This window comes from Paenibacillus sp. FSL K6-3182 (genome assembly GCF_037976325.1).
Taxonomy (GTDB): domain Bacteria; phylum Bacillota; class Bacilli; order Paenibacillales; family Paenibacillaceae; genus Pristimantibacillus.
Genome location: NZ_CP150265.1, coordinates 1,931,771 through 1,958,198, shown reverse-complemented (window position 1 = coordinate 1,958,198; position 26,428 = coordinate 1,931,771). Strand labels below are relative to the sequence as shown.

Annotated in this window: 20 protein-coding genes; 4 read left to right on the top strand and 16 right to left on the bottom strand. The window is 46.0% G+C overall.

All coding sequences use genetic code 11. The features are described 5' to 3' along the window. Window positions 1-23: 23 nt before the first annotated feature. From MHH56_RS08480 to MHH56_RS08455, 6 genes are all read right to left on the bottom strand, one after another. Window positions 24-248 carry a hypothetical protein gene (locus MHH56_RS08480; RefSeq protein WP_339207707.1) on the bottom strand — a complete coding sequence of 75 codons (225 nt, stop codon included), beginning with the start codon at window positions 246-248 and terminating at the stop codon, window positions 24-26. Between the two features lie 88 nt (window positions 249-336). After that, window positions 337-1,512 carry a Ger(x)C family spore germination protein gene (locus MHH56_RS08475; protein ID WP_339207706.1) on the bottom strand — a complete coding sequence of 392 codons (1,176 nt, stop codon included), beginning with the start codon at window positions 1,510-1,512 and terminating at the stop codon, window positions 337-339. Beyond that, window positions 1,509-2,963: a spore germination protein gene (locus MHH56_RS08470; protein ID WP_339207705.1), complete on the bottom strand. Its 1,455-nt coding sequence runs from the start codon at window positions 2,961-2,963 to the stop codon at window positions 1,509-1,511. Before MHH56_RS08470 ends, MHH56_RS08475 begins: the two co-directional genes overlap by 4 nt. After that, complete coding sequence (locus MHH56_RS08465) at window positions 2,960-4,087, bottom strand: endospore germination permease (RefSeq protein WP_339207703.1); 1,128 nt, start codon at window positions 4,085-4,087, stop codon at window positions 2,960-2,962. The genes MHH56_RS08470 and MHH56_RS08465 overlap by 4 nt, the downstream gene beginning before the upstream one ends. Before the next feature lie 134 nt (window positions 4,088-4,221). Continuing rightward, entirely contained in the window at window positions 4,222-4,896 is a 675-nt protein-coding gene (locus MHH56_RS08460; RefSeq protein ID WP_076267884.1) for a DUF2642 domain-containing protein, read from the bottom strand. Window positions 4,897-4,970: 74 nt separating this feature from the next. Further along, window positions 4,971-5,660 carry a hypothetical protein gene (locus MHH56_RS08455; RefSeq protein ID WP_339207701.1) on the bottom strand — a complete coding sequence of 230 codons (690 nt, stop codon included), beginning with the start codon at window positions 5,658-5,660 and terminating at the stop codon, window positions 4,971-4,973. 423 nt (window positions 5,661-6,083) lie between these two features. On the opposite strand from MHH56_RS08455, the gene MHH56_RS08450 reads away from it, so the two are divergent. Continuing rightward, a complete protein-coding gene (locus MHH56_RS08450; protein WP_339207700.1) occupies window positions 6,084-7,154 on the top strand; it encodes a CotH kinase family protein in 1,071 nt (356 codons plus the stop codon). Window positions 7,155-7,172: 18 nt separating this feature from the next. Here the strand turns inward: MHH56_RS08450 and cysK are convergent, their stop codons facing one another. From cysK to MHH56_RS08425, 5 genes are all read right to left on the bottom strand, one after another. After that, complete coding sequence (gene cysK, locus MHH56_RS08445; RefSeq protein ID WP_339207699.1) at window positions 7,173-8,090, bottom strand: cysteine synthase A; 918 nt, start codon at window positions 8,088-8,090, stop codon at window positions 7,173-7,175. A gap of 19 nt (window positions 8,091-8,109) precedes the next feature. Beyond that, a complete protein-coding gene (locus MHH56_RS08440) occupies window positions 8,110-9,315 on the bottom strand; it encodes an MFS transporter (protein ID WP_339207698.1) in 1,206 nt (401 codons plus the stop codon). 127 nt (window positions 9,316-9,442) lie between these two features. Next, window positions 9,443-10,063 carry a hypothetical protein gene (locus MHH56_RS08435; protein ID WP_339207697.1) on the bottom strand — a complete coding sequence of 207 codons (621 nt, stop codon included), beginning with the start codon at window positions 10,061-10,063 and terminating at the stop codon, window positions 9,443-9,445. Window positions 10,064-10,175: 112 nt separating this feature from the next. After that, complete coding sequence (locus MHH56_RS08430; protein ID WP_076267890.1) at window positions 10,176-10,598, bottom strand: DUF350 domain-containing protein; 423 nt, start codon at window positions 10,596-10,598, stop codon at window positions 10,176-10,178. Between the two features lie 51 nt (window positions 10,599-10,649). After that, window positions 10,650-13,019, bottom strand: coding sequence for an endonuclease MutS2 (locus MHH56_RS08425; protein WP_339207696.1), 2,370 nt, complete (start codon window positions 13,017-13,019; stop codon window positions 10,650-10,652). 255 nt (window positions 13,020-13,274) lie between these two features. Here MHH56_RS08425 and MHH56_RS08420 point away from each other — a divergent pair, with 255 nt between their 5' ends. The 3 genes from MHH56_RS08420 to MHH56_RS08410 all read left to right on the top strand — a co-directional run bounded on the left by MHH56_RS08420 (window position 13,275) and on the right by MHH56_RS08410 (window position 15,261). Beyond that, window positions 13,275-13,634 (top strand): phage holin family protein, encoded by a 360-nt coding sequence (locus MHH56_RS08420; protein WP_076267892.1) that lies wholly within the window; start codon window positions 13,275-13,277, stop codon window positions 13,632-13,634. Between the two features lie 218 nt (window positions 13,635-13,852). Beyond that, the gene (locus MHH56_RS08415; protein ID WP_339207695.1) at window positions 13,853-14,239 is read left to right on the top strand and encodes a cytochrome C oxidase subunit II; all 387 of its coding nucleotides are present in this window, start codon (window positions 13,853-13,855) and stop codon (window positions 14,237-14,239) included. Window positions 14,240-14,580: 341 nt separating this feature from the next. After that, window positions 14,581-15,261 (top strand): SDR family oxidoreductase, encoded by a 681-nt coding sequence (locus tag MHH56_RS08410; protein WP_339207694.1) that lies wholly within the window; start codon window positions 14,581-14,583, stop codon window positions 15,259-15,261. A gap of 80 nt (window positions 15,262-15,341) precedes the next feature. Here the strand turns inward: MHH56_RS08410 and zapA are convergent, their stop codons facing one another. From zapA to MHH56_RS08385, 5 genes are all read right to left on the bottom strand, one after another. Then, window positions 15,342-18,629 (bottom strand): cell division protein ZapA, encoded by a 3,288-nt coding sequence (zapA, locus tag MHH56_RS08405; RefSeq protein WP_339207693.1) that lies wholly within the window; start codon window positions 18,627-18,629, stop codon window positions 15,342-15,344. A gap of 242 nt (window positions 18,630-18,871) precedes the next feature. Continuing rightward, window positions 18,872-21,313, bottom strand: a complete 2,442-nt coding sequence (pheT, locus tag MHH56_RS08400) for a phenylalanine--tRNA ligase subunit beta (protein WP_339207692.1) — start codon at window positions 21,311-21,313, stop codon at window positions 18,872-18,874. 24 nt (window positions 21,314-21,337) lie between these two features. Beyond that, entirely contained in the window at window positions 21,338-22,372 is a 1,035-nt protein-coding gene (gene pheS, locus MHH56_RS08395; protein WP_339207691.1) for a phenylalanine--tRNA ligase subunit alpha, read from the bottom strand. Between the two features lie 515 nt (window positions 22,373-22,887). Beyond that, window positions 22,888-25,920, bottom strand: coding sequence for a cyclic nucleotide-binding domain-containing protein (locus MHH56_RS08390; RefSeq protein WP_339207690.1), 3,033 nt, complete (start codon window positions 25,918-25,920; stop codon window positions 22,888-22,890). A 6-nt stretch (window positions 25,921-25,926) separates the two neighbouring features. Then, on the bottom strand, window positions 25,927-26,424 hold the full coding sequence (locus MHH56_RS08385; RefSeq protein WP_339207689.1) for a GNAT family N-acetyltransferase: 498 nt from the start codon (window positions 26,422-26,424) through the stop codon (window positions 25,927-25,929). Window positions 26,425-26,428 lie beyond the last annotated feature (4 nt).

Below are 26,428 nucleotides of genomic sequence, written 5' to 3'. Positions count from 1 at the left end.
CTAATCTTCTTTTAAAATCCTTCTTATTGTTGAGGCTGTGTTGGAGCCATTTGCTGATGGTGCGAGATCGCATGCAGCAAAGAATCATAGTGCTGCTGATGGGTTTGAATCATTTGTGAGCATAAATTTCTAAGCGCTGGTGTAGTACCGGTAGCAACAAGCGTTGCACATTGCTTAATTAATAAATCCTCGTTGGACATAGAGTCTGCAATGTACTCCAGCTCTTTTGCCGTCATTGGCTGCATCATTTAGTCATCCTCCTCTAAACTTGGTTCAAAATTACGATTTGATCCATTTATTTCGTGCCAAACGTATTATGAGCTAAATTTCCTATATTTATGTGTCAATATTTAAATCGAAATTGCCGGTGTGAATTAATTGGAAATCCACCTCTATAATTAACTGATCGGGCTTTGGCAGCCACTCCTTGCCTTTGCATGCTTGCTGCCAATAAGCTTGATGGTAACGGTACAGATGATGCTCCAGTTGAAAGAAACTAACTTTCTTCTCCAGCCCCTTGCGGAACGTATCCTCCATCTCCTGCTTAATCCGCGCTTTAACTGACGAAACAATTTCATGTTCCTGTATAACGCCATCCATTTCTGCTACATTACCGTCTACTCGCATCTTTAATGTGAAAATGGGCTTGTCACCTTTAAAACTCACATCCACACTCCCTCTGGATGAAACGACAGCGATTGCTGCTTTCCCTTTTTCCCCTTGCGCTTTGAGCAGAAAATGCTTGAATTCAGGATCTGCCCATCTTAGCCCTGTGGCTTCAGGCTCCGTAAGATAACCGAGATATTTAAGATCTTTAAATATAAATATCCCTTCTATTAACTGGATTTGAAGCGGTTGTTTCTTTCTTTTCCAGTATTCTTCATTTGCATTCAAAGCAGGGAGAGTAGTTACCATAGAGGGTTCATTCAGCGTCTGTACCGCTAGCTGCAAGGAATAAGGACGAATGAAGCTCCTCTGACTGTCGAGAGGGCCCGGCATATACATAATGCTGTTAAGCGGTGATTGGTCAAAAAAAGTATCGCTAGTAAAAATCTTATTAATCGGTGCTTTAGTTCCAAATAGCAGCGAGGTGTACCGCGATGCCCGCTGACGATTTACCCCGTCCATGATGTCAGCAATTTTGCTCATCGCTCTCTCCTGTACGATCACGGTTTTTAAATGCTCCAAGCTTAAAATCGTTTGGCCAGAGCGAGCAAGGTCATTTAGAGCAAGCAGTACAGTATCTCCCGATCCTTTTCCGATCCAAACCGGGTTTGGATCAGGCTGAAGCGATTCTGTTTTTGCAATTAGGCCAAATTTAATCGTTTGGGCATAAATATCGTATTGTCCGTCCTTATAATCGATGCCAAATGCGGATATATAGCTCACATCCGCCAAGTTAACTTCATCCCAGCAGCCTTGCAGCAGCAAGGACATAAACCCGATGCCTGTCAGTGCAGCACACTTTCTAAGCAGTATTCCCCGCTTTTCAATCCATGCAAAGAGCATCATTTATCCCTCCTAGTACTCTTAAGCTTCCATGGCATTTGTATAAGCGCTGGCAGCAGCTCTTTTAAGCGCATAGGTGCAACCGGGTATAAGTAAGAGCGTCCAAATGATTCTAACGTGCACATGTAGATAAGAACGGCAAAGGAGCCGACAAAAAAACCGAAAATGCCTAGCACAGATGAGCAAAGAAGGACAAGGTAACGGATGATGCTTACAGAGCCGCTTAATGACTGATTCACGAGAGTAAAGGTTGATACCGCCGTTACCGCGGCCATTACGAGCATCGTTGGCGATGTCATGCCCGCACGGATTGCTGCATCTCCAACGATCAATCCGCCTACAACAGAAACGGTTTGACCTACTGCTCTTGGCAATCTCACGCCAGCTTCCCTGAATAGCTCGAACATGGTCAGCATCAGAAACATCTCCATCGTTGCCGACAGCGGCAATCCGATTCGCGACATCGTAATGGTTGCAAGCAGCGTAAAGGGAATCTGATCCGTGTTGAATGCCGACAACGCAATCCAAAAACCTGGCAAACAAATAGACAATACGAGACCTACGAGCCTTAACAACCGTTCTAATGAAACATAATAAAAGGGTAAATGTGCGTCCTCCGGTGATTTGATGAGCAGCAATAAATTTCCTGGAGCAATAAGTGCCGATGGCGACCCATGGAGCAATATCGCTACCTTGCCTTGCAGCAACGATTGAACGACATAATCAGGCCGCCCTACAAATTCAACAAGTGGAAATAATGATAAGCGGCGGTCGGATAAAAGCTCCTCCAGTTGACTTCCTCCTACTAGAGCCGGAATATCAATATTGTCCAGTCTCCTTCTAGCTTCTTTAACAAGCTTGGGATCAGCCTTGCCCTCCATATGAAGCAAAGCTACCTCCGTCAATGACTCGGAGCCGATTTTGCTATACTCAACATGCATATCTGGTGTTTTTAGCCTCATGCGGACTAATGCAACATTCGTTGAAAGCTGTTCGACGAACCCGTCGCGCGGTCCTCGAATCGATACTTCAAGCACCGACTCCTCAGGTGTCCTCCCTGGCTGATTAGCGATGTCAAATTCAAACAATCCTTCGAATTTAGCAAAAGACAAAATGACGCTGCCTGCAAATAAGCGTGCAAATACGTTGCTGTCAAGATCACCAGACTGAATTTTACTAAATAACATGCTGGGCTTATGTTTTTCACCAGTATCCGCAGCTGGCACCGTTCTGAGTTGCTCTGCCCATTTCTCCAATAGCGGCAGTAAGCCTAGCTGCAATTGTTGGTTGTCGATTAATCCATCACAATAAAACAAAGTCACTTCCATTGGACCGTCTACGTCGAGTGTCAGCTTATATTCAATAACATCATGACAATCCTTCAATATGTGTTTTAACTGATCCAACGAAATATCGTTGTGATCGGTCTCACTATTATGCTCGTCATGAATCATGACTGCTCTGCCTCCTCCGAACCGATAATGGCTGTTCTCTTTTTATCACCCTGTTTTTTTCTAAACATAGACACGATCCAAATTACGATCGTTAAGAGCATGACGACAATGCCGGTGTACTGAAATGCAGCATGTAATGCGGTCCTTACCTGAAGCATATTTTTGATGCCAACGCCCGAGATGACCAAAATAATCACGCCGAGCACAGTAGGTGATATCCACTTCTGTTTTAAACGGCGCAGCGGCCAAAACTCTGACAAAATGTGAATGGATATCGATAGCCGAATAAGTGCTCCTGACATCCACTGAAAAATAGCAAAAAAATCAACATGCTCAAAATATTTGCCGATGGAGACCAGTCTCCACTGCGAAAAAGCAGGGTAGCGCATTTTATCCGCTTCAACGGGGCCGAATTCTACAATCGCTCCCATAACCGGACCAAGTGTCAGCAGCGATAAGAACAAAACAAGCACGATGAAATGCCATCTTTTAAATTTTCCATGGATATGATGCTGGATGAACATGAACCCAAAAAACTCGCAAGACGAAGTCAACACATAATAAATACCTTTCATGACCGGGCTCATCCCATTCTCGAGCATAGGCAGCAAATAGTGATAATCTTTGTGAGGCATGTTCGCAGACATGACAAAATCGCCTAAAAACACAACGATCGGCAATAATATACAGCTAACATAAGCAATGGTCCGCAGCCCTGAGACTGATGCAAACAAACAAAGACCTAAAAAAACAGTACAAACCACCATGGAGGGCGTATTGGGCAAATAGGTTGTCGCAGTCCACGAAGCTGTAATAATAAGCGATTCAAAAGCAATACTCAGCTGTACCAGCAGAAAAATACTAATAATCATCCAAGCCAAAAACCGCGGCATAAGCTGTATGAGCCATTGATCAAACGGAGTTCCATCCATTCGCTTTAGTATTCCATAAAAAGGAAACAAAACCCAAGGAAGGACGATTACAAGGCCAAAAATAACAGAAATCCATGCATCGCGCTTAGCAGCATCAAGCAGCAGCGGTACAACCAGAACATGATTTACAAGTCCAACAGACAAAACCATCATTAACATAGAGGGTAAAATCCCAAATGGTTTCACTTTCATAATCTTGTCACTTCCTTCCAAAGATAATGTTTCCAGATCTATGTATCTAAATGCATCCTGTCAATCTTTTATTTAAAGAGATCAAAAAAAACTATGCTTAAGCCGTTTACTGGCTAAGAGCATAGTCTTCTTTCCTACGGAATATGAACCGTCTTCACATGATCAAAATGTAAAAAAACGGGGTTTCCACTTACAGTCGCAAGCTCAATCATGCTTTGATCGACATTTTTCAGAACGCCGATTTTATTTGAATTCTCGCCGAGATCAAGCACGACGAATTCGCCGATTAATTTACGAAGCTGTTGATCAAAAGTTCTTGCAAGGGTTAGCGGGGATGGCTTTAGAGGGAATTGTTCTGGTGTTAACGTGTATGGTGTTACGTTAGGACTGTACGGAATTAAATATTTCATATGGTGGAGAGAGATGATCACCGTATGATATACAGGTGAATAGAAGACGAAAAAATCATTCATAACGGTGGTCAAATAACCATGAATAGACTGATTACCTGTAATATAAATTTCAGAGAACATACCTTTTGCGTTCATCAATATTTTTCGGTACGAGACGGGTTCATTATAAGGCTCGAAAGGCATTTCCGGTACTTCATATATTTCTTCTGCTTCTTCTTTATGAGTTGAAAGACGAAGCTGCTGCAGATGAATAAGCGGGATATACAAAAATTGTGTTCCATTATGCAGCACTAATATATCCTGACCAAACTCGATCAATTTACCTCGTATAGGCGCTACTTTCCCTGAAATCTCCAATTCGACCTGCTTATCCAACAGCGGATGACGGTTTTTCATGCAATTAACCTCCTTTCATCCGGATAGATCGCTTAATCGGGCAAAAGCTCTACCTTTTGCCCGACAGGCCATTATTATTTTTTTACTGAACTGCGAGTTGTTTTTACGGCAGCCGCATTTGCATTACTTTTTCCACCGCTGCGATTGCCTTGTGTTTTGTTTTTATTGTTGTTTTTGCTGTCGCTTTTGTTTTCGTTTTTGCTGTTGCTTTTGTTTTCGTTTTTGTTATTGTTGTTTCCGCCAGAACGGTTGCTCGCAGCTTTAATCGATTTGATGTGGTAGTTCTGGATTTGCATAGCCTCTTTACCGGAAACGAGAAGAATTGAGTTGTTTCCTGCTTGAGCAATGAAACCTTCAACCTTCTCAGGTCCGCCAGAATTAAGCTGTACGAAGGTTTGATTCAGGGCACGGATAATGCCATTAAAATTGCTTGCATTAATAACCGCTGTGCTGCCACTGCCGCTTCTATTGCCTTTGCTGCCGCTGCTTGTATTGCCGGCTCCTGCCTCCGTAACACTTTTAACATGGCTAGTTGCAACATATACGACACCTTCACTTGTGACTAAAACGAGATAGTCGCTTTTTACAGAGTGAAGCTTGCCTTGGAGTGATTCCGGTCCGCCGCGATTAATTTTTGCATTTTTGCCTACCATCGTTTGTAAAAAATTATGATCCTTGTTTCCACTCTGGCTGCTTTTGTGGCTATTGTTATTACTAGCAACCGATTGACCAGCTGAATAACCATTGTTGTACCATAGACTCATAAAAAAATCCCTCCGATAATTTCATTGTTTGTTGTTCAAAGCCTGTCTTCAAATACGCCCTTACGACCTATTCACTTCCCATTCATTACTCTGTTGCTTTTCATCCTCCTTCTCCCATTCACTCCATCTATCATGAGATACGAAATGTAATATATTTATATGTATACCGTATAGAAGTGGTACTAGATTGTTATCTATTTATGAGAGATTGAGCAATTCCCCTATAAATAATAGAGTAGTATAATTATAGATTTTGAACTCTACTGGTTCAGATATGGAAGCTTTCCATTATGATCATTAGGATTGAAAACATTCATGACCAAATAATCGTGACCATCTGGGCATTAGCTGAATAGAGTATTAAGATCAAAACGCCTATCGTGCAACGGTAGGCTTTATCTTTTGCTTTTAGGAGATGGTTAGATGGTTGCTGAAGTCTTGCCGATACGTTCCATACGCATGAATGCTTCTGATTTCCAAGAGATACAAGGCGATGCTTGGGGGCGTTCCTTCAAACCGGCACAGCTCGAGATGGAGGGACAAACCTATACTGCAGAGTTTGGCCTGCGGGGAGGACATACACGTAATTATTCCAAAAAATCTTATGAGGTTCGGCTTGAAAATGGCAAAACATTTCATTGGAATGCGGAATATGACGATCCATCCATGATGCGGAACGCACTTTCCTTTTACTTTTTCAATAAAATTGGTGTGCCATCCCCTCAAACCAACCATTTCTGGCTCATAATAAATGACGTGCCTCGAGGCGTTTATTTGGAAATCGAAGCGGTAGATCAACTTTTTTTCGAAAAAAGGGGCATTGGTTGCCGTTCTCTTCTCTATGCCGTCAATGACAGTGCCGACTTCAGCTTAACGGACCCTGTCTCTAAAGGTACGAAAGCTTCGTTATTTGATGGTTATGAATTGAAGCTGGGAAAGACGGGGACAAAAAAGAGGCTCGTATCGTTCGTTCGAAATATCAATCGTTTGTCTGGCAGTAAACTGAATGAACATCATGCCAAACGCCTTGATGTATCACAATATTTATTATGGCTTGCGGGAGCTGTATTGACAGGAAATTACGATGGATTTGATCAAAACTATGCGCTTTATGAGCATAGCAAAAGTGGGAAATATCGAATCATTCCATGGGATTACGAGGGAACCTGGGGGAGAAACTGTTACGGAAAGCCTTGCGGCAGCGATCTCGTCCGTCTTCAGGGCTACAATACGCTGACAGAGAAGCTATTTACATTCCCATCGTGCAGACGAAAATATAGAGCGATAATAAAGAAACTGCTGTTATCCGCATTTACTGCCGAGAAGCTGGAACCCGTCATTTCACAGATGCATGCACAGTTATCTCCGGCTATTCGCAGCGATTATACGCGAAAAGCGAGCTATGACACCTTTTTAGCAGAACCAGCCTTTATTTATAATTATATTGATGAAAGACGCAATATATTGCAGCAATCATTACGGGAATGGTTATAAACCACTCCCGTATGCTGATCAAAAAATATCCATGCTCATATACCGCTCTCCAGTATCTGGAGCAATGCACAGTACTCGCTTCCCAGCACCAAGGCGTTTTGCAATTTGCATTGCTGCCCATACCGAAGCGCCTGAGGAAGGGCCTAGCAGCAAACCCTCTTGCGTCGCTAACGCTCTCATTGTCGTTAGAGCATGCTCATCTGAAACTTGAATGATTTCATCATAAATCGATGTATTAAGAATAGCGGGCACGAAACCAGGACTAGTGCCGACAAGCTTATGCGGGCCTGGCTTTCCTCCTGACAACACCGGTGACCCTTGCGGCTCTACTACCGCTACATACAAATGAGGGAGCACTTCCTTTAGCGCTTCACCTGTTCCTGTGATCGTGCCGCCTGTTCCAGCGGTAGCAACGAAAGCATCTAGCTTGCCATCTGTCTGCTCGATAATTTCTATCGCAGTCGTCATTCGGTGAATCTGCGGATTCGCATGATTCTCGAATTGATTCGGTATGTAGCTGCCCGGGCGCTCAGCCCGAAGCTCCTCCGCTTTTCGAATTGCTCCCGGCATGCGTTCAGCAGCAGGCGTAAGCACAACTTCCGCTCCGTATGCTTGCAGCAGTTTAATCCGCTCAGCAGTCATGTTGTCCGGCATAACTAATATTATGTTGTAGCCTCTAGCTGCTGCGTTCATGGCTAGGCCTATGCCTGTATTGCCGCTAGTTGGTTCAATAATGGTATCACCAGGCTTAATCAAACCGCGCTTCTCGGCATCATTAATAAGAGAGAAGGCTGCGCGATCCTTTACGCTGCCGCTTGGGTTGAAGCGTTCCAGCTTAACGCATACTTCGGCGCTGCCTTCCTCTGGAAGACGGTTTAGCCTTACGACAGGCGTATTCCCAATTAATTGCGTAATGTCTGCAACTACTTTCGGCATTTCTTCACTTCCTTTCAATTTAGGTTTGTGCTTGCTGCTCTGTAAGAAACGGCTTCATGAACCACCAACCAGCAATCGGCACGATGCCAACCGCAAACAAGAGCCAAGTAATGGCGACAGCAGAATGATTCAGCGGCAAAACGATTAAATATGACGATAAGCCGATAATCCTGCCAAAAACTAATCCCGCTTCACGAAGGACGATAAATTCCTCTCGTTCCCGCGCACTTTCCTCGGACTGGCCAATGAGGTCAAATACTCTTGAGGTCATAGGTATAATATAAAGCGGCATAAACAGTGATGTTCCGATTCCGAACATAAGCAATGTAGCATAAGAGACCTTCCAGAACAGCGGCAATATAACGATTCCAATCATGATAACGCCTATGAGCATCGCCCATTTGCGATTGTTTTTTTTGAGCTTTTTGCCAACAATCCAGAAGCTGATCAAAGCAACTAAGGATGTAATGAGTGAATACGTTCCTAGCTTGCTTTCGTTTTGCGTAGCTACGTATACCGTAAGGCCAACAAGAAACATAAATACGCCTTCTCGCACGCCCTGCGCTGCAATAGCTGGAAACATGCGACGCCATGGATTTCCTTTTTGCATCAGCTGCTGGAAGCCATGCTTCCAATTATAGCGGCCTTGACCATGGCGTTTTTTAAGCCAAAAGCTGAGCACTACACTTATAGAAAATATGATTAATGAAAGGGTGAAAATAAGCCTATATCCCTTTTCTCCTTGCATCGACGTGATAAGCAAGCCTGATACCCACGGCGCCACGATACCTGCCGCAGAACCAAGCAGCCCCGACCAGCCATTGAAACGATCCCGATTATCTGGATCTGTCACTTCGAAATAAACTACATTAAATGCGACCCAAAAAAAACCGAGTGCCATCCCATTTAAAAGGCCAAGCGGCAAATAATATACTTTCGCTTGTGTACCCAGCAGCAATACTGAACAATAAAACACGCCTGACAAAATAATGCCTATGCGCAAACTATTCATTTTGTTATGCTCTTTTACCCATTTCCCAACAACCCAAAAGGTTAAACCACTCATTACATATTGACCCATAGTGAACCAACCGATCAACATATAAGATTGGCTTGCTTTCCATAAGTATACGGGAACAAACGTCCCGGACAGCGCGTTCGCAATACCGTAAAGCGCCTGCACAATAAGTAAAAGGGCTGCTTGTCCATTTAAGGTTTTTGCCAAAACGATTCCTCCTGCCGCAGGCCAGTTCATGCATTCACATGTCTGGCCCTTTACGTATCAGAATTACATTTTGTAAGATTCCCTTATTGGATGCAGCCCATGCCCGTCCATTATTGCCAGTTGTCTGTTATTCTTCCGGTGTTAGACGATTGATCATTTGCTCGCGATCGCCTGAACTCAGCAAGGACGAGGTTTGATAGCAAACGGGACAAACGTACAAGGTCAATTGAAAAGGAGTTTCGAGCACCGCTTTTCCTAAAGATGGAGCGATTCTCGACTCGAATTGCTGCCCGTCAATTGTCTGTACGCCTGCTTCGATCATATACGCCCGACATGCCGGGCATTCAGGTACTTCATCCTGATCATCAAGCACACGCTGAACCGTTTCTTCCACAGCAAATCGTGAACTGTCAGCATTGCGGAAACCATCACCCTGAGCTAGCCAACGTTTATGGTTCGGATCATCGGAATCGTCTTCTTCCGCTTCTTCCTCCAGTTCATCGTCTGACCAATCGTCTTCAGTTTCCTCGCCATTTTGCTTTGCTGCTCTGCGAGCATCATTGATTTTTAGCGCCTGAACTGCTTTTTCATGCTCATCAGCTTCCACTTCATCCTCATCATAACCAAGCTCTATCGTACGATATGCGCTTAATTCATTGTCGCAATGCGGACAATGCGATTCCGGCCCAATTTCTTCATCCCATACAATTTCCGTTAAACACCAAGGACATATCAAATGCTCATCCATGCTCATAACTTCCCCTCTAATGATTCATTAAATATACGATACCGAATACAAAAAACAAAACAGCGACAACCGCTAGTATTCTCCATAAATATTTCATATGGTTTCACCCCGTTTATATAATGACAGTTGCACCAATCACGTAAGATAAAGATACAGAAATGATCATTGCAATAAGCCCTACCGCACGGTTATCACGAGCGATTTCGTCATCGATTCGAAAAACTGGCGTTAGAAATTCGAATAAAAAATATGCTGCCATAAGTATGACGAAACCGAACGCACCCCAAATAAGGCTTTGATACACCGAATCGTTGGACTCGATGGAAAACCTGAAAATATTACAAATACCGAATATTTTACCGCTTGTCGCCATAGCAACAGCAACGTTTCCCTTTTTTATCTCCGTCCAGCATTTATATTTGGTTACGAGCTCAAAGCACGATAAAAAAACGATGAGAGACAGCACCGCAACCGATACATAAACAAGTGAAGCAGCATACGGATTGCTCAGCAACTGATCGACTTCATTACTCATTTACAAGACCCCTCCATCATCTGCCGTATTCGATTGCGCAATGGCTAGGAGCTATTTAAGCTCCACAACCGTCACGCCAACGCCGCCCTCGCCATAATTGCCGAGTCGAAAGCTCTTCGCATGGCTGTGTCTACGCAAATATTGCTGTATTCCTGTACGAAGCACACCAGTGCCTTTACCATGAATAATAGCAACCTGAGCTAAGCCTGATAAAAAGGCCTCATCAAGAAAACGGTCAACCTCAAGGATTGCTTCTTCCAGATTTTCTCCGCGAAGATCGAGCTCCATCTTAATATTTTCTTCTCTGGTGCGCTGTAAGCTGGCTGCTTGCTTCGGCTGTTGTGTCTTACTAGCGGCAGCTCCAGAGCTTCGCAGCTCCAAATCATCCAGCGCAACCTTCATCTTCATAATGCCCAGCTGCACTGTAGCATCGGAACCATGAATTTCCACAACCGTGCCCTTCTGATTTAAGCTGTATACGGTTACTTCGTCGCCAGCTTCAATCTTAACCTGCTTCGTTGCTGTTTTGGAAGCTCCCCGCTTCGATTTCTGAAGCTCGGGAGCCGCTTCATCCAGCTTGCGGCGTGCCTCAATGAGCTTATGCTCCTTGACGGAGGCACCCTCCTCCATTGCAAGCTTGCGCAAATCCGCAATAATTTGTTCAGCTTCGCGTTTGGCTTTGAGGACAGCCTCGCGAGCCTCATCTTGCGCCTTCTGCATCAGCTTTTCTTTCTGCTCTTCAAAGCGCAGACTCTCTGCCTCATGGCGTGCGCGCAGCGTCTCCATCTCACGGCGGAGCGACTCTGCCGTTTGACGTTCCGTTTCAGCGCCTAACCGGTTCTCTTCAAGGGAGGCGATCATATTTTCAACCCGTTGATCCTCTTCGCTTACTTCTCCTCTTGCATGCTCAATAATCGAACGAGCAAGTCCTAAACGCTCAGCGATAGCAAATGCATTGCTTCGTCCAGGAACACCAACAAGCAGACGGTACGTAGGGCTTAACGTAGCAACATCAAACTCCATGCTGGCGTTAATGACTCCCTTGCGATTATAAGCATAAGCTTTCAGCTCGCTGTAATGCGTAGTTGCTACAATACGACTTTCCATAGCATGAACATGCTCCAATATGGCAATAGCAAGTGCCGAGCCTTCAGCTGGATCTGTTCCTGCACCAAGCTCATCAAGCAGCACTAAGCTCTTTGATGTCATGGAGCCTAAAATGCGAATGATGTTTTTGAGATGGCTGGAAAACGTACTGAGGCTTTGCTCAATACTTTGCTCATCACCGATATCGGCATAGATAGCATCAAATACACAAAGCTGGCTGCCATCCTCAGCAGGTACAAACAATCCTGACATGGCCATAAGGCTAAGCAGTCCGATCGTTTTCAAGGAAACCGTTTTACCGCCTGTATTCGGTCCCGTTACAATGATGGATGTGTATTGATTGCCCAGCTCCACATCGAGTGGAACAACCTGCTCAGGTGCAATTAGCGGATGGCGTCCACGTTTTATTTTCAGAAAACCTCGGTCATTCATCCGAGGCTGTGTAGCCTTCATGAGATGAGCAAGCCGAGCCTTTGCAAAAGCAAAATCGATTTGGCCAAGCAAATCCAAGTTATAAATAAGATCTTCTACATAATCGGATGCCAAAGCAGTTAGCTTCTGCAAAATTTTCTCAATTTCCCGCAGCTCGCCTGCCTTTAGCTCTCGAAGCTTATTGTTCATCGCAACAATGGCTTCCGGTTCGATAAACAATGTTGCGCCAGAACCTGACTGATCGTGCACAATTCCGCCAAAGTGAGAACGGTATTCCTGTTTCACTGGAATAACATATCTATCGTTGCGAAGTGTTACAATGGCGTCCTGCAGCATTTTTTGAACGGACGAGGAACGGACCATTTGATCCATTTTCTCACGAATCCGTGATTCGCCATTTCTAAGCTCGCGCCGGATAGATGCCAGTTCAGCACTAGCGCTGTCCATCACTTCCGCTTGGTCATCGATGCAATCAAAAATCGCATCCTCAAGCGACTTATGCTCACTTATTTGATCTGCAATATGGTGCAGCATTGGAATGGGATTATCTTCATGCAAGACGCTGATATGCCGTTTTACACGTCTACCGCCCCGTGCGGTATTCGCAATATCCAGAAGCTCAGCCGGATTAAGGGTACCGCCTATACGGGCACGGTGAAGCGGCGCTGAGATGTCCACAATTCCCCCAAATGGCGCACTGCCTTTGAGACGATCAGCTGTGTAGGCCTCGTCGGTAATTTGCAAAATCTGCTTTACCGATTCCAGATCCGAAACCGGCTGCAGCGACTCAGCAATGGTTTTCCCAAGCGATGTTGCTGCATGCTGAGACAATCTATGTATGATTTTAGGATATTCAAGTGTCTTCAAAATTTTAGTGTCCAACAATTAACACTCCTCTCGCCTTCCTATTATAGCCGAATCACGACTTTGATGCACGAACTGAACCGTTGTTTCATACATAAATGATGCTCAATTGGTCACAATATAAACGAACGAGCCGTCTAACGACGCAACTTTAGCAATACTGTACGGAAGGAAATAACAAAGAACTGCGAACGTGGGCGACTATAAGCTACACAAGTACCAAAACAGCTCCAGTTTTGTTTTCCATTTGTTAAACTTAAGGAGGGTTATAAAATGTCTTTTTTGGGACATGTCGTCCGGTTTATCGTAGCCGCGCTGGTATTAATGCTTGTTGGGTTTATCGTTCCACAATTTAGCGTAGGCGGATTTTGGAGCGCCTTTTTCTTAGCGCTTGTCATTGCTGCACTAGGCTGGGTAATTGAAGGCATATTCGGCAAGCGGGTTACACCCTTTGGTCGAGGAATCGTCGGCTTCATCGCAAGCGCAGCTGTTATCTGGATTGCTCAGTTTATCGTAGGCGGCGTAACTGTAACCTTGCTTGGCGCCATCTTAGCTGCTCTTGTTATCGGGATCATCGACCTATTCATTCCGGTCAGCACTCCCTATGAAGCAGGCAGACGCGATCGCGATTAATGCAGGCTTTATGTGAGACCAGCCCTTGATTGCCTTAATGGCGGTCAAGGGCTGATTGCTGCGTACTGCCAAATTTTCGCGTTTCCCCTAATCATTTCACAAGAAATTCATGAGTTTGTCATCACACCGTCACTGCAATTGAAAGCTAGTTAAGGTACAATAGATACAATCCAAAACATTCCTATTACATTGGATAATCGAAAGGGGACGTTTTACGAATGAAAAAATGGTTATTATTTGCAAGCGCTATGTGTTTAGTCGTTGTCATTGCTGCATGCGGCACAAACACAGCCAAACCCGAAAATAAAGAAACAAATACAACAGTAGCAGATAGCGGAGCTTCTTCATCTGACCTTGTCATGACAGCTTCTAACTGGAAATTTGACAAGAAGGAATATAAAATCAAAGCCGGCGAGACGGTTAATCTCAAGCTTGATTCGGTTGACGGCATTCATGGCGTTCAGATCCAAAAAACCGACTACAAACTTTCAAATGGCGACACGATCGCTGTAAACATTAGTGAGCCGGGAAGCTATCAAATGATTTGTTCCGTTCCATGCGGAGCAGGGCATAGAGAAATGAAAGCTGTATTGGTCGTAGAATAAACAATTCTGAAAATAAATAAAACTTAAAAACAGCCGAGCCGGATGGAATGAATCTGCTCTGCTGTTTTTTTTGTTGTTTCCTGTTCTATTTTACTCTGAGATGAGAGGTTAAAGCAGGAGAAACTTCCGTTATATTTATTTTTTACCTAAGCAGTGAGCATTTTGGGCATCATATCATTTTTTTCTCTATTCACGCAGCCAAACTACATATATTTTTCTTTTATCGCATATATCATTTTTATTTAACAATCGAGTAAAAAAAATTGATGACCTTCCTCTTTCCCCTCCTTGTCCCCTCTGATAAAATATTAACAATATGCAAAGCGAAAGGAGAAATGGTGATGGGAATTTTACAAAATCGAGTCGCCATTGTTAGTGGAGCTGGTACGGGGCTTGGACGTGCAGCTTCAATCTCGTTTGCAGCAGAAGGCGCAGATGTTGTGCTGCTTGGGAGAAGACTTGCAAAGCTTGAGGAAACAGCTTCGATTGTAAAGGCAAAGACGGGAAAAGATGCATTAGTGCTGCAAACAGATGTCTCCGATGAGCAGCAAGTCCAAGACACCATTTCAGCAGTCGTCCAGCAATTTGGGCATATCGATATTATTTTGAACAATGCTGCTGTTCTTGAATCAGGCAGCGTGCTCGAACTAACCTCAGAAGAATGGCAAAATCAAATTGCAATCAATCTGACAGGACCATTTCTGCTGACTAAGGCTGTTTTACCAACTATGCGCAGAGCAAAATATGGACGAATTATTAATATTACCTCCGGCCTGTCATGGAACGGCGCAGGCGGCTATGCAGCATATAGCGCAGCCAAGGCAGGACTAGAGTCGTTGACACGCACCTTAGCCGATGAGGAGTATGAGCATGGTATTCTTGCAAACCTCTATAATCCCGGCATGCTTCGTACAGAAATGCACGCGACCGGCAAAGATCCTGCAATCGTTACACCGGACTTGATTCGTCTAGCAAGCTTATCAGCCGGCGGTCCAACTGGCACAATTGTATCTTATGGTTAATCTCTAAAAAGAAACCGCAGAAACAAACGTCGGCAATAGCCTTTGTTTGTTTCTGCGGTTTCTTGGTTCTTAACGCTGGATCAGCTGTGCTCGATGAGCTCGATCCATTCGTTGTATTCAGTTTGCAGCTTCGAATATTCATTTTTCAGCTTATGATGCTGCTCCTGCAGATCAGCATGATCTTCAGCAAGCCTCTCTGCAGAACGAGCTGCTTCATCGCGTTCATAGACAAGTGATTCAAGTGCGCTTGCCGCCTCATCACGCTCACTGGCTAATCGCGCAGCCTGACGAGCTGCTTCATCTCTTTCTGTTGCAAGCTTAGACGTATGCTCGCTCAGCTCTTCCTTCAAATCGGATGCGGCAGCTGCTTCCTGCATTGCTCGCTCCAGCCGCTCTCTCAGCTCCTCTTCCGCTGATTCACGCGACTTCTTCTCAAGCTCATACTGCTTCACCTCAGCAGCCACCTGTTCCGCATATTGCTGCTGTGCCTGCAATCGCTCACTGAGCTCACGTTCACGGGCAGAAGCTGCTTCTAGCTGCTGAGCTGCAATGCGCTCTCGAGCTGCTGTCCATTCCAACTGCTCCGTTAGCTCTTGTTCTCTAATTTGCAGTTTCTCCAAATCAGCCTTATAGACCTGCTCACCGTTTGCCGCAGAAGCCGCAATTTGCTCAATTTTGTCCAGCTGTGCTTGCAACTTCTGGGTCGCAGTCTCGTAATCGTGCTGCTGAAGCAGCAGCAGCTCCTCTTGATCCGCAGATAGCTGCTTCAATTGCTCGTCATGCTCTGCTGCCAGTTGCTGCAAGCGAGCTTCACGTTCATTCACTAGCTGCTTACGAACCTCATCCTGCTTGGCAGCAAGCTCATTATAGCGTTCTTCATACTGGTCAACGAGCTGCTCCGCAATAGCGGCTTGCTCAACAGCCGCTGCTTTGGACTTGGCTTCAAAATCATTTGTCAGCTGCTTCTGAGCATCTTCAAATTGAATCGCTTGCTCAAGCAGCTTCTCTTCATATTTCTGAACAAGTTCATTCTGCCTAACTTCATACTCGGCTGCCTTTTGCTTTGCCTGCTCATTATAATCGTGAGCCAGCTGCTTATTTTGCTCCTCGTATTGCACAGCCTGCTCTAGCAGCTGTTCTTCATGAAGCGTAGCCATTTCTCTATTATTTGCTTCATGCTCAGCTGCTTTTTGCTTGCTCCGCTCCTCATATTCAAGGACAAGCTGTTTACTTTGCTCCTCATATAGCAGAGCCTGCTCTAGAAGCTGCTCTTCATGTTGCTCTGCTTGCTGCTGAAGCTGCTCTTCATATTGTCTAGCAAGCTTCTTATTCAGTTCCTCATGGCTTGCTGCGAGCTCCTTGTACCTGGCATCCTTCTCTTCTGCCAACTGCTCATAGCGTTCATTGCTTTCTGCCGTCATTTGCTTAAACAGCTCGTCATTGTCGGCTTCGACTATACGCAGCTGCCCTTCATGCTCCTCGCGCAGCGTCCTAGCAAGCTCACGCTTCTCATCCTCAAGCTTTTGCAGTTTCTGCTCATGCTCTTCTTCGAGCAATTCCTTCTGATTTTCAAGCTCAATCCGAAGCAGGTTGTTATGCTCTTCTGTCTGCTTCTGACTCATCAATTCTTGCTCTTCCAGCTCAAGCTGCAGCTTTAATAACTCCTCTTCAAGCTCAAGCTGCTTCTGTTCCTGCTGCTGCTCACGATCCGCTGCTTCTTTCAATCGCGTTTGCAAATCTGTCGCCCGCTTATCCGCAGCGGAAACATGACTGCGTTCATGAACAAGCTTCTGTTCCAGCTCTTGGATTTGTGCTAAGGACTGGCTGCTCTGTTCCTGCAGCTTCTCGATCTTGCTGCGTGTTTCATTCAGCTCGCTTTGCAGTAGCTCCCATTCATTTTCTTTTTCACGGAGCTCCTGTTCCAGCTGAGCATATGATGTGCGGAAGGATTCCTCCTGCTCCATTGCCTGTACGAGCTGCTCATCTGCTGAATTTATACGATTTTCAAATAATTCCTTGTCCTTCTTCCAGCCTTCTTGAAGCTCAGCAATTTGGGTTTGCAGCTTGCCTCGCTCCTCCAGCCAGCCGTTTCTACGCCGCTCAAGATCAGCACGAAAAGCTTGTTCTGATTTAGCAGTTTCTGCCTTCCAAGCCTGCTCACGCTCTTCACTCTGGCGGGCAATTTCTAGCTGCGAGGTTTCTGCATGGGCTAACCAGCTGAGTTCTCGCTCATCCCATTTACTCTGCCAGCTTCCTTCAAGCTCAGTCAGCTGCGCCTCTTTCTCTGCCTTTAATGCTGCAAGCAGCGCTTCTTGCTCTGAGGCTAAAGCATTTAATTGCGCTTCTTTTTCTTGTCTAAGTGAAGCCAGTTCATCTGCCTTCACTTGTTCAAGCTCCAATCGCAGTTCTTCCTTCTCCAGTTCCAATTCAAGCTGCTGATTGTCCTTGGACAATCGCAATTCAGCCAGTTCTTCATCCTTTTGTTTTCTCAGCATGGCAAACTCTGCTTGCTCTGCTTCCTTCTGACTTGCAAGCTCTGCCAGCTCTAATTCCTTCTGACTTGCAAGCTCTGCAAGTTCTGTTTCCTTCTGACTTGCAAGCTCTGCAAGTTCTAATTCCTTCAGACTTGCAAGCTCTGCAAGTTCTAATTCCTTCAGACTTGCAAGCTCTGCAAGTTCTGTTTCCTTCTGACTTGCAAGCTCTGCAAGTTCTGTTTCCTTCAGATTTGCAAGCTCTGCAAGCTCAGCAGCCTTCTTGCTGCTAAGCTCTTCTATTTTCGTTTCCATCATACGCTTTAATTCATTCAGCTCTGAATCCTTCCGAGCTTGGAGCTGTGCAAATTGCTCATCCTTTTTCGTTCTGAGCGCTGTAATCCGTTCCACATTTTCTTGTGTAAGACGGATGATCGTCTCCTCTTGCACTTTCATTGCCTCGGCTGCTGCTGCTTGCTGAGCTGAAGCTTGCTCTGCGGCAAGCGCCAGCATTTCATTCAGCTCTGCTTCTGCCGCAGCTTTAGCCTTTTGCAATTGCTCGCTCGCCATACGCTTCGTCTCAGCAAGCTCAGCTTTAAGCGAGACCGCTTGCTCGCTCATTTGCTCCAGCTCTCTGATCAGGAGATTAAGCTTCGCTTCTTCCTCCAGAAGTCTTGTATTGTCGCGGCGCAATCGAAATACTTCCTCTGTTATTTGCACAGCAGAGAGGACAGCCAGCTTCGGCATATCAAGACGCGGATACCCCTTCGCCAGCTTCTTCATGCTCTCGTCAATCGCCGCTGCAACCCTTTTCATATATTCTACGTTGGTATGGCCCTTTAACTTATATTGAATTCCATATATATCAACCGTAACTACCGTTTGTTCAGCATCCATTAAGGCGAATCCTCCTAATATACAAGTAGAGCTAGCTTAAACGGCTGACATCATCCTTCAGGGGCATACGTTGTTTACGTTCTCAACCGTTGCCGTCCAGAGAGGAACTGCTTTCGTTTCTCTAGCAAATATAAATACATGATCGTTATGAAAAAACCAATCATTCCTTATATTTACAAGGAAAAAAGCCGCATCTATAGCTCACTAGGAACTATTTCGATGCGGCTTTGAAGGTTTCCTGCCTACTTGCGTAATTCTGCTGCAAAAGATTGTTCTAATTGTAAAACAACCTTGCCATGCAGCTCTGTTACCTCTTCATCCGTCAATGTACGCTCGCCATGACGGTAAACAAGCGATATGGCCACGCTCTTCTTGCCAGCTCCCAGCTTCTCTCCAGTATATACGTCAAAGACGCGTACAGATTCAAGCAGCTCGCTTGCAATGTCCCATGCCACGCCAGTTAGCTTGGCAGCAGCAACCTCTTGATCCACGACTACTGCAATATCACGCTGCATAGCCGGGTAGCGAGGCAATACTTTATATTCGATTGCCGCATCTGCTTGCTCATAGATGAGGTCAAGCCCAATTTCCAGCACGTACGTATCAGCTAGATCCTCCTCAAGTTGAAGAGCAGGGTGCAGTTGGCCAACATAACCAATTACTTCATTGCCTTTAGGCGTGTGAAGAAGAACGGCAGCCGTTCTGCCTGGATGGAAATGCTCAGGCTGAGCCGCTTCGAATGATATGCTGGCTGTTAAGCCAAGTACGGCAAATACCGTTTCCAAAATGCCCTTCGCATCATAGAAATCAACTTGAGCCGCTTTTGTATTCCACTCAGCTTCTGAACGATTGCCAGTCAGAAGAGCTGCAAAACGATGCTTTTCATGAGGCAGGCGAGTCAGTTGCTCTTCATCGGTATGGAATACGCTGCCGATCTCAAAGATCGCTGCGGATTCATTTTTGCGATTTCGGTTATAAGCCGCAGTCTCCAGAAGCTGTGCGATAAGCGTCGTACGAAGTACACTTCGATCCTCGCTCATAGGCATGGCTAGGCGAATTGGATTCGTATGCTCCGCCAGTGCAGGGAATAACTTCGTCCGCTCAGGTCCCGTGAAGGAATAGCTGACAACCTCATGCAGACCTGCATCTGACAGGCGCTTGCGCAGCTCGCGGCGAATAGCTTGGGGCTTCGTTAGCGAACCTGGCACAACATCGCCGTGAATGAGCGTAGTAGGAATTTCATCATAGCCGTGCAAACGAGCTACTTCCTCGATTAGATCTACTGCACGCGTAATGTCACCGCGGCGTGTAGGAACATTTACAGTAAATACATTGTCGCCTGACAGCTCATATTCAAAGTGCAAACGGCCAAATATCGTCTGAACTTCAAGTCTGGACAGCTCCGTACCCAGATAGCCATTAATTTTATCCAATGAAACGGACACTTTAGCTGGCTTCACTTCACCTGCATGCACTTCTACAATGCCTTCAGCAACTAAACCTTCAGCAAGCTCTGCGATAAGGGAAGCTGCACGATCGAGCGCAGGAATAACTCTCGCCGGATCTACTTCTTTCTCAAAGCGAATGCTTGATTCCGAGCGAAGTCCTAGTTGACGTGACGTTTTGCGCACGGTGCCGCCATCGAATTTTGCTGATTCAAGCAAAATGTTGACCGTCTCGCCTGTAACTTCGGTGCTTGCTCCACCCATTACGCCTGCAAGGGCAATTGGCTGCTCACCATCAGTAATAACGAGCATATGCGGCTCTAGCTTGCGCTCTTGATCATCCAAGGTAACAAGCGTTTCGCCAGCTTTGGCAAGGCGAACATCAATGCGGCCGCCAGGCAAACGATCTGCATCAAAAGCATGAAGCGGTTGGCCATATTCAAGCATAACAAAGTTTGTAACGTCAACAACGTTGTTGATTGGACGAACGCCGGCAGCGATCAATCGGTTTTGCAGCCACAATGGGGACTCACCGATTTTTACGCCTTTAATATAACGAGCCGAATAATGCGAGCAATGCTCAGGTGCACTAATGCTGACCGTTGCAAGGCTATCCGCACGTACGGCTGTATGATTAATAACAGCCTTTGGCAGACGAACTTCACGGCCAGTTAAAGCTCCAATCTCATAAGCAACACCAATCATGCTGAGGCAGTCTGAACGGTTTGGCGTCAAATCAAGCTCGAGCACCTCATCGTTAATGCCAAGCACATCGCCAATTGGCGCACCGATTTTCGTTGTAGTTGGAAGAACAAGAATGCCTTCCTGCTGTTCTTTTGGCAGAAGCTTTTCATTCAAACCAAGCTCCTTCGCCGAGCAAATCATCCCTTGGGATTCAACGCCGCGAAGCTTTGCACGTTTAATTTTGAAATCGCCAGGCAATACAGCACCGATTACTGCAACCGGAACAAGCTGGCCTGCATCGACATTTTTGGCTCCGCAAACGATTTGCAGCTCTTCGCCAGTGCCAACGTCAACCTTACACACGTTCAGCTTATCCGCGTCCGGGTGCTTTTCCTTCGATTTCACATAACCAACTACGACGCCGGTCACGCCTTTATTGCGGGATTCCACAACATCGATTTCAATGCCGCCGCGCGTCATTTTCTCCGCAAGCTCCTGTCCTGTGAAGCCGGACAAATCGATATATTCATTTAACCATTTATAGGATACATTCATCTCTTTTCTTCCCTTCTCTCATTGCTACATTCTTGCGAATTGGCTTAAGAACCTCAGATCGTTCGTATAGAAATGACGAATATCGTCAATGCCGTATTTCAACAACGCGATACGCTCAATGCCCATGCCGAATGCAAAGCCGCTGACCTCTTCCGGATCGTAACCGCCCATTTCAAGAACGCGTGGATGCACCATTCCGCAGCCAAGAATTTCAAGCCAGCCTGTATGCTTGCACATGCGGCAGCCTTTACCGCCACACTGAACGCAAGTAACGTCAACCTCAGCACTTGGCTCCGTGAATGGGAAGAAGCTTGGACGAAGTCTAATTTGCGCTTGTGAGCCGAACATTTGCTGAACGAATTGCAGCAATGCTCCTTTCAAATCGCTCATCCGAATATTTTTGCCGATGACAAGACCTTCGATTTGATTGAACTGGAATGAATGTGTCGCATCGTCATCATCACGGCGGTAAACTTTACCCGGACAAATGACTTTAACAGGCGTTTGGCCCTTCATTGCTTTCATTGTACGAACCTGAACCGGGGAGGTCTGCGTACGCATCAAGATATCATCCGTAATATAGAACGAATCCTGCATGTCGCGGGCTGGATGGTTCTTAGGCAAGTTCAATGCCTCGAAGTTGTAATAATCCTCTTCAACCTCTGGACCCTCGGCAATTGTATAGCCAAGACCGATAAAAATATCTTCAATTTCTTGGGCTACCTTGTTTAAAGGATGCACTGCGCCTGTAGGCAATTGCTTGCCTGGCAGCGTAACATCCAGCGTCTCTGCAAGGAGTCTATTGTTCGTCTCAGCTTGCTGGAATGCATCCTGCTTCTCATCGATAACCGTTTCAATAGCTGCTCGAACATCATTGGCTACTTGACCAATTACTGGACGTTCTTCAGCGCTTAGTCCACCCATGCCGCGCAAAATTTCAGTCAAAGCGCCTTTTTTACCTAAATATTTAACGCGCAAATCATTTAGCTGCTGTGGCGTATCCACATGCTGAAGCTCCTGCAATGCTTCAACGCGCAGTCCTTCCAATCTTTCCTTCATTTTTCTTCGCCTCCATATCATCATCCCTAAATCATGCAAGCGTAACGGCTAAAGCCATCCTTAGGAGGCTTAGCTATCGTTTCGCGGTGAAATATAAGCACTCTATAAGCTAACATCCTTATAAACTGTTATATTTACACAAAAAAAAGGCCCTCTCTCCCTAAAGGGACGAAAGAACCGTGGTACCACCCTAATTCGGATTGAGCATCAGCCTGTACGCATAACCAAGTGTGGCTAACGTCGCCTAGAGGCGCTGAATGACAATCCCTTAGCCCCATAACGGCGGGAACCGGACCTTCCCTACACGCGCCGTATATTATGGCGTTTCAGGTGTCTGCTCAGGAGTGAACTTCGGCAGCCTATTTTCACAAAAACGCTCTCAGTCTACGGCGTCTTCTTCCTGTGCGAAAGCACTGCTTACTCTTCTCCATCATCGCTTTACTTCGAATATGAAATAATAATCTATATTATATGCAATCTGAAGTACCGTTGCAACCGCTAAGCTTGCTTTATTGTTACGAATCAATTCGCATCATCATTTCTTCCAGCAATCGAATGCGTGCGAACGACGCTCGGAGCAGCCCGATTCCTATTTCCGGGTACAAACGAATGAGCCTTGACACATTATCGCCCAGCAGCTTCAGCACTCTCACATCGCCAAGCAAGGATTGCGCCGTTACTGTTGATGAGGTGCTGTCGAGCGCTGAAGTTACGCCGCACACATCCCCTGCACCGAGTACGCCGATCGTTCCTTCCCAGCCTGCTGCGGAAATGCTCGTGAGCTCGATATTGCCGTCAACGATGACATACATCGCGGGGTTAGGCTCTCCTCTTTGCAGCAGATTCTCTCCATCCGGGCATACATACTCCTCGGCAATATTAGCGATTAAGCCTAGCTCCTCAAGCGATAAATCAGCGAAATAGGGAACCTGCCTTAAAAAGACTACTTTGTTTAAACGGCTCATCATCTGCTGGTCTTTGGACATTTGTTCCCCCTCCTCCACTAACGCCACTGCAGCGATCTCCCGCCACCAATCATCATTTCCGTTTAGTGCTGCCTCCAATAGGACAGTCGCTTCCTCATCGGCAGTTACTTCTCTTCCAGCTTCGCCGCGCTCTAGAACGGTCAGCAAAAACTGCGATAATCTGCGCTCACCCATGCCCTCTGCGAGCACTTCCCAAGCATTGCTGCGAATTTCTTCGTCTTCATCAGCAGCTGCCCTTCTGATCGCATCAACAACCTGCTCATCCGCAAGCTTGGTCAGCACCGCCCATACTCCTGTAAAAATAAAGTCGCGAACCTCTCGCCAGCGCAGCAAAGCAAGCTCTGCAAGCTCCGTCTTCCCTAGCTGTTTGAGTGACAATGAATAACCTGACGCTGCCTCAAGCTCACTTAAACGATTTAGCGCTTCATCCGTTAGCTTAGAACGTACCTGCTCGTCTGGCAGAAGTGCCGAGAGCGTAATCATCACAGCTGTCCATCGCTTCGGCGGCGCGCCATTCAAGCTGTCAGTCAGCAGCTCGATCGCACCATCGCCCATCTGAATAAAGCTTTCTGTCGTCGTGCGGAACATTTCTTGGTCCATAAGCGGGAGACGCTCCAGCAGAATGGGTATAATGGATGTAACCTTAAGCCTTCCCAAACATGCGATTGCTGCAACCCTTGCCGCTGGATGCGCATCATCAACAAGCTTCTCAACCTTCGGCACAAACGAATACAGCTCAAGCTCCGCGATAACTCGGCAAATATAAACTGAGGATTCGCCTCCTGCATCAAGAATACGATCGATCACTTCCGCACATGCCTCGAGGCTTGCTGCATTGTTAAAGGAGTACATCGCTTTGACTGCCTCTGCAATGACACTCGGATGCCGATCAAGCAGCTTTTGCCGCAGGAAATAAAAAGCCTGATGCTCCATATGCTTCATTCTGCCAATCTGTCTTACTCCTTCAGCACGCATCTCATCGTCCTGATCCTCAAGAAATGCTGCTACCTTCACCATCGCATGCAGGTCTGCGCGCTCAAGATTCATCGCCCTAACCGCAGCAACGCGAATGCGTGGATTCGGATCATCAATCAGCGCCAGCAAATCGGCAACATCATTCGGATTTTGTTGCCTGCCGATAATTTGCAAGGCAATTTCTTTCGCAGAGTCTATCGGCTGCTTCAACATGGCCCTGAGCTCTGCCATTGCAGCTTCGTTTCGACTAAATTCATCGAACTGCTCCGCTAAGTCCTGCTCGCCAATTGTCTGTATGCTGCCTACAAGCTCGCGCATATAGAACCTTCTGCCGAACCAAGCAAGCACAAACAGCAGCACGGCGCCTGCAAATCCTACAAACGACAAGGCTGTCCAGGATACCCCAAAGCCTGAATGCAAAAACTGCAAGCCAGCGCCGATCAAAATGCCCGCCGTAGCCGCAATTCCTTGCGCTGCATATCTGTAGCTGTCACGCTGCGCAAGCGGAAGCGTCTTGAAGAACAGCTGATAGGAAGGCTCGGCTGAATAATAAAGCAGCAAATATAACAGCATGTAGCCGATCGAAATCATTGGAAGCGCCGCTGGACCGCCAACAAAAAATAAAGCGCCGGCAAAGGCGAGAACATAAACGCCTGATATAGCCGTAAGCATTTGGCTTGCACCAAGGCGTGCCATCAGCTTGCCTGAGACGGTTTGCAGCAAAAAGGCAAGAACAAACAACACCATCGTAATCATCCCAAAAAACCGGCTGAAAGCCTGTTCGCTTGGAAATGACATTTTTGTCACGTTCAGAAACTCATATTCCATTAGAAAATAAAGAGCTGGCATCAGTGTCATAAGCAAAATAACGGTTAGCAAAAAAGGAGATCGAAGCGCGTGCTTAAACACCGCTCCCGTTGACACCGGTTCCTCCTCCAGAGCATTTGCTTCAATTTTGATCGATAATGGTACTAAATAACGGGTAATCACTTTACGATAGTTCGGCAATGCAGCCAGAAGCAGCAAACCGGAAGCGGCATAAATAACCTCGGGTCCAAAAAATAGGCTTAAAAGCTGTGCAAGCAAACCTGCCGCTACTCCGCCAAGCGTTGCAGAGCCAACGAACACGGGCATGAGACGCTTCGCTTGCTGCGTCGAGCACAAATCAACGGCCAAGCTCCAAAGCAATAGGGTCTGCTGCCTAACGACAAAGCTGGAAGCTATGAACAAGACGGGATAATACCCTCTCAGCTCTAGATCGAAGCTCTGCAATACTAGCAGCATCAATGCATTTACGGCAACGATACCTAACATTATTCCATATAAGACGCGCATCAGCTTCGGCTTTGGCAGCCTAGCAGCAAGCCAGGACAAGAGCCACGCCTCTAGCGGCAAAATGATAGCCTCCGCCGCATATACATAGGGAAGGTATTCACTTCCGAACCGCTGATTGAACAACGTCATAAAGCCATTGTAATTAAGCATTTCAGATATGCCGCAAATAAAAAAAACAGGTGCCATCATAAGCAGCTTTCGCTGATCCTCTGGACGGGCACCGATTGCGCGCAATATGGTATCTTTAGTCATATCTTTTTAAACCAGCTTTCGATGATAGATTAAGCGGTCTTCCCCTTCGTAGTAATAATCTGGACATCTACCAACCAGTGTAAAGCCGCTGCTCTCAAACAATTGACGAATGCGGTTGTACTCTGGCAGATCGCAAGTATAGGTTACTAGATATCTGGCGTTTACTTCTCCCAAAAAGTCATACATCTGCTCCATCAGCAGCGCCGCAACGCCTACTTTGCGATAATCATGATGAACAACCATGTAGTCCCAATTGAAACCTCCGGTTTTTTGCTCATTTTCGGCGATGCAATTTATGCCTATGACATTTCCATCCTCATCCTCGGCATACCAGAAATAAATTTCATTATTTACCGCGCGAAATGGAAGCTCTCGGAAATGCGTCAGCTCGCCTGGCGTGTATCGAGTATCATCAAATGAAAAGCCTGATAATAAAAATGCGACGACTTTTTCCGCCTCATCTACCGTGGAGATGCGACTAATCCGAAACTGTCCAACAAGCATTCGA

Excerpts from the sequence above, each read along its gene's own strand:
- zapA (WP_339207693.1), bottom strand. The coding sequence starts at position 18,629 with ATGGATGCTGAACAAACGGTAGTTACGGTTGATATATATGGAATTCAA.
- MHH56_RS08475 (WP_339207706.1), bottom strand. The coding sequence starts at position 1,512 with ATGATGCTCTTTGCATGGATTGAAAAGCGGGGAATACTGCTTAGAAAG.
- MHH56_RS08390 (WP_339207690.1), bottom strand. The coding sequence starts at position 25,920 with ATGACTAAAGATACCATATTGCGCGCAATCGGTGCCCGTCCAGAGGAT.
- MHH56_RS08480 (WP_339207707.1), bottom strand. The coding sequence starts at position 248 with ATGATGCAGCCAATGACGGCAAAAGAGCTGGAGTACATTGCAGACTCT.
- MHH56_RS08420 (WP_076267892.1), top strand. The coding sequence starts at position 13,275 with ATGTCTTTTTTGGGACATGTCGTCCGGTTTATCGTAGCCGCGCTGGTA.
- MHH56_RS08455 (WP_339207701.1), bottom strand. The coding sequence starts at position 5,660 with ATGAGTCTATGGTACAACAATGGTTATTCAGCTGGTCAATCGGTTGCT.
- MHH56_RS08410 (WP_339207694.1), top strand. The coding sequence starts at position 14,581 with ATGGGAATTTTACAAAATCGAGTCGCCATTGTTAGTGGAGCTGGTACG.
- pheS (WP_339207691.1), bottom strand. The coding sequence starts at position 22,372 with ATGAAGGAAAGATTGGAAGGACTGCGCGTTGAAGCATTGCAGGAGCTT.
- MHH56_RS08415 (WP_339207695.1), top strand. The coding sequence starts at position 13,853 with ATGAAAAAATGGTTATTATTTGCAAGCGCTATGTGTTTAGTCGTTGTC.
- MHH56_RS08385 (WP_339207689.1), bottom strand. The coding sequence starts at position 26,424 with ATGCTTGTTGGACAGTTTCGGATTAGTCGCATCTCCACGGTAGATGAG.
- pheT (WP_339207692.1), bottom strand. The coding sequence starts at position 21,313 with ATGAATGTATCCTATAAATGGTTAAATGAATATATCGATTTGTCCGGC.
- MHH56_RS08435 (WP_339207697.1), bottom strand. The coding sequence starts at position 10,063 with ATGGATGAGCATTTGATATGTCCTTGGTGTTTAACGGAAATTGTATGG.
- cysK (WP_339207699.1), bottom strand. The coding sequence starts at position 8,090 with ATGCCGAAAGTAGTTGCAGACATTACGCAATTAATTGGGAATACGCCT.
- MHH56_RS08450 (WP_339207700.1), top strand. The coding sequence starts at position 6,084 with ATGGTTGCTGAAGTCTTGCCGATACGTTCCATACGCATGAATGCTTCT.
- MHH56_RS08460 (WP_076267884.1), bottom strand. The coding sequence starts at position 4,896 with ATGAAAAACCGTCATCCGCTGTTGGATAAGCAGGTCGAATTGGAGATT.
- MHH56_RS08465 (WP_339207703.1), bottom strand. The coding sequence starts at position 4,087 with ATGAAAGTGAAACCATTTGGGATTTTACCCTCTATGTTAATGATGGTT.
- MHH56_RS08470 (WP_339207705.1), bottom strand. The coding sequence starts at position 2,963 with ATGATTCATGACGAGCATAATAGTGAGACCGATCACAACGATATTTCG.
- MHH56_RS08430 (WP_076267890.1), bottom strand. The coding sequence starts at position 10,598 with ATGAGTAATGAAGTCGATCAGTTGCTGAGCAATCCGTATGCTGCTTCA.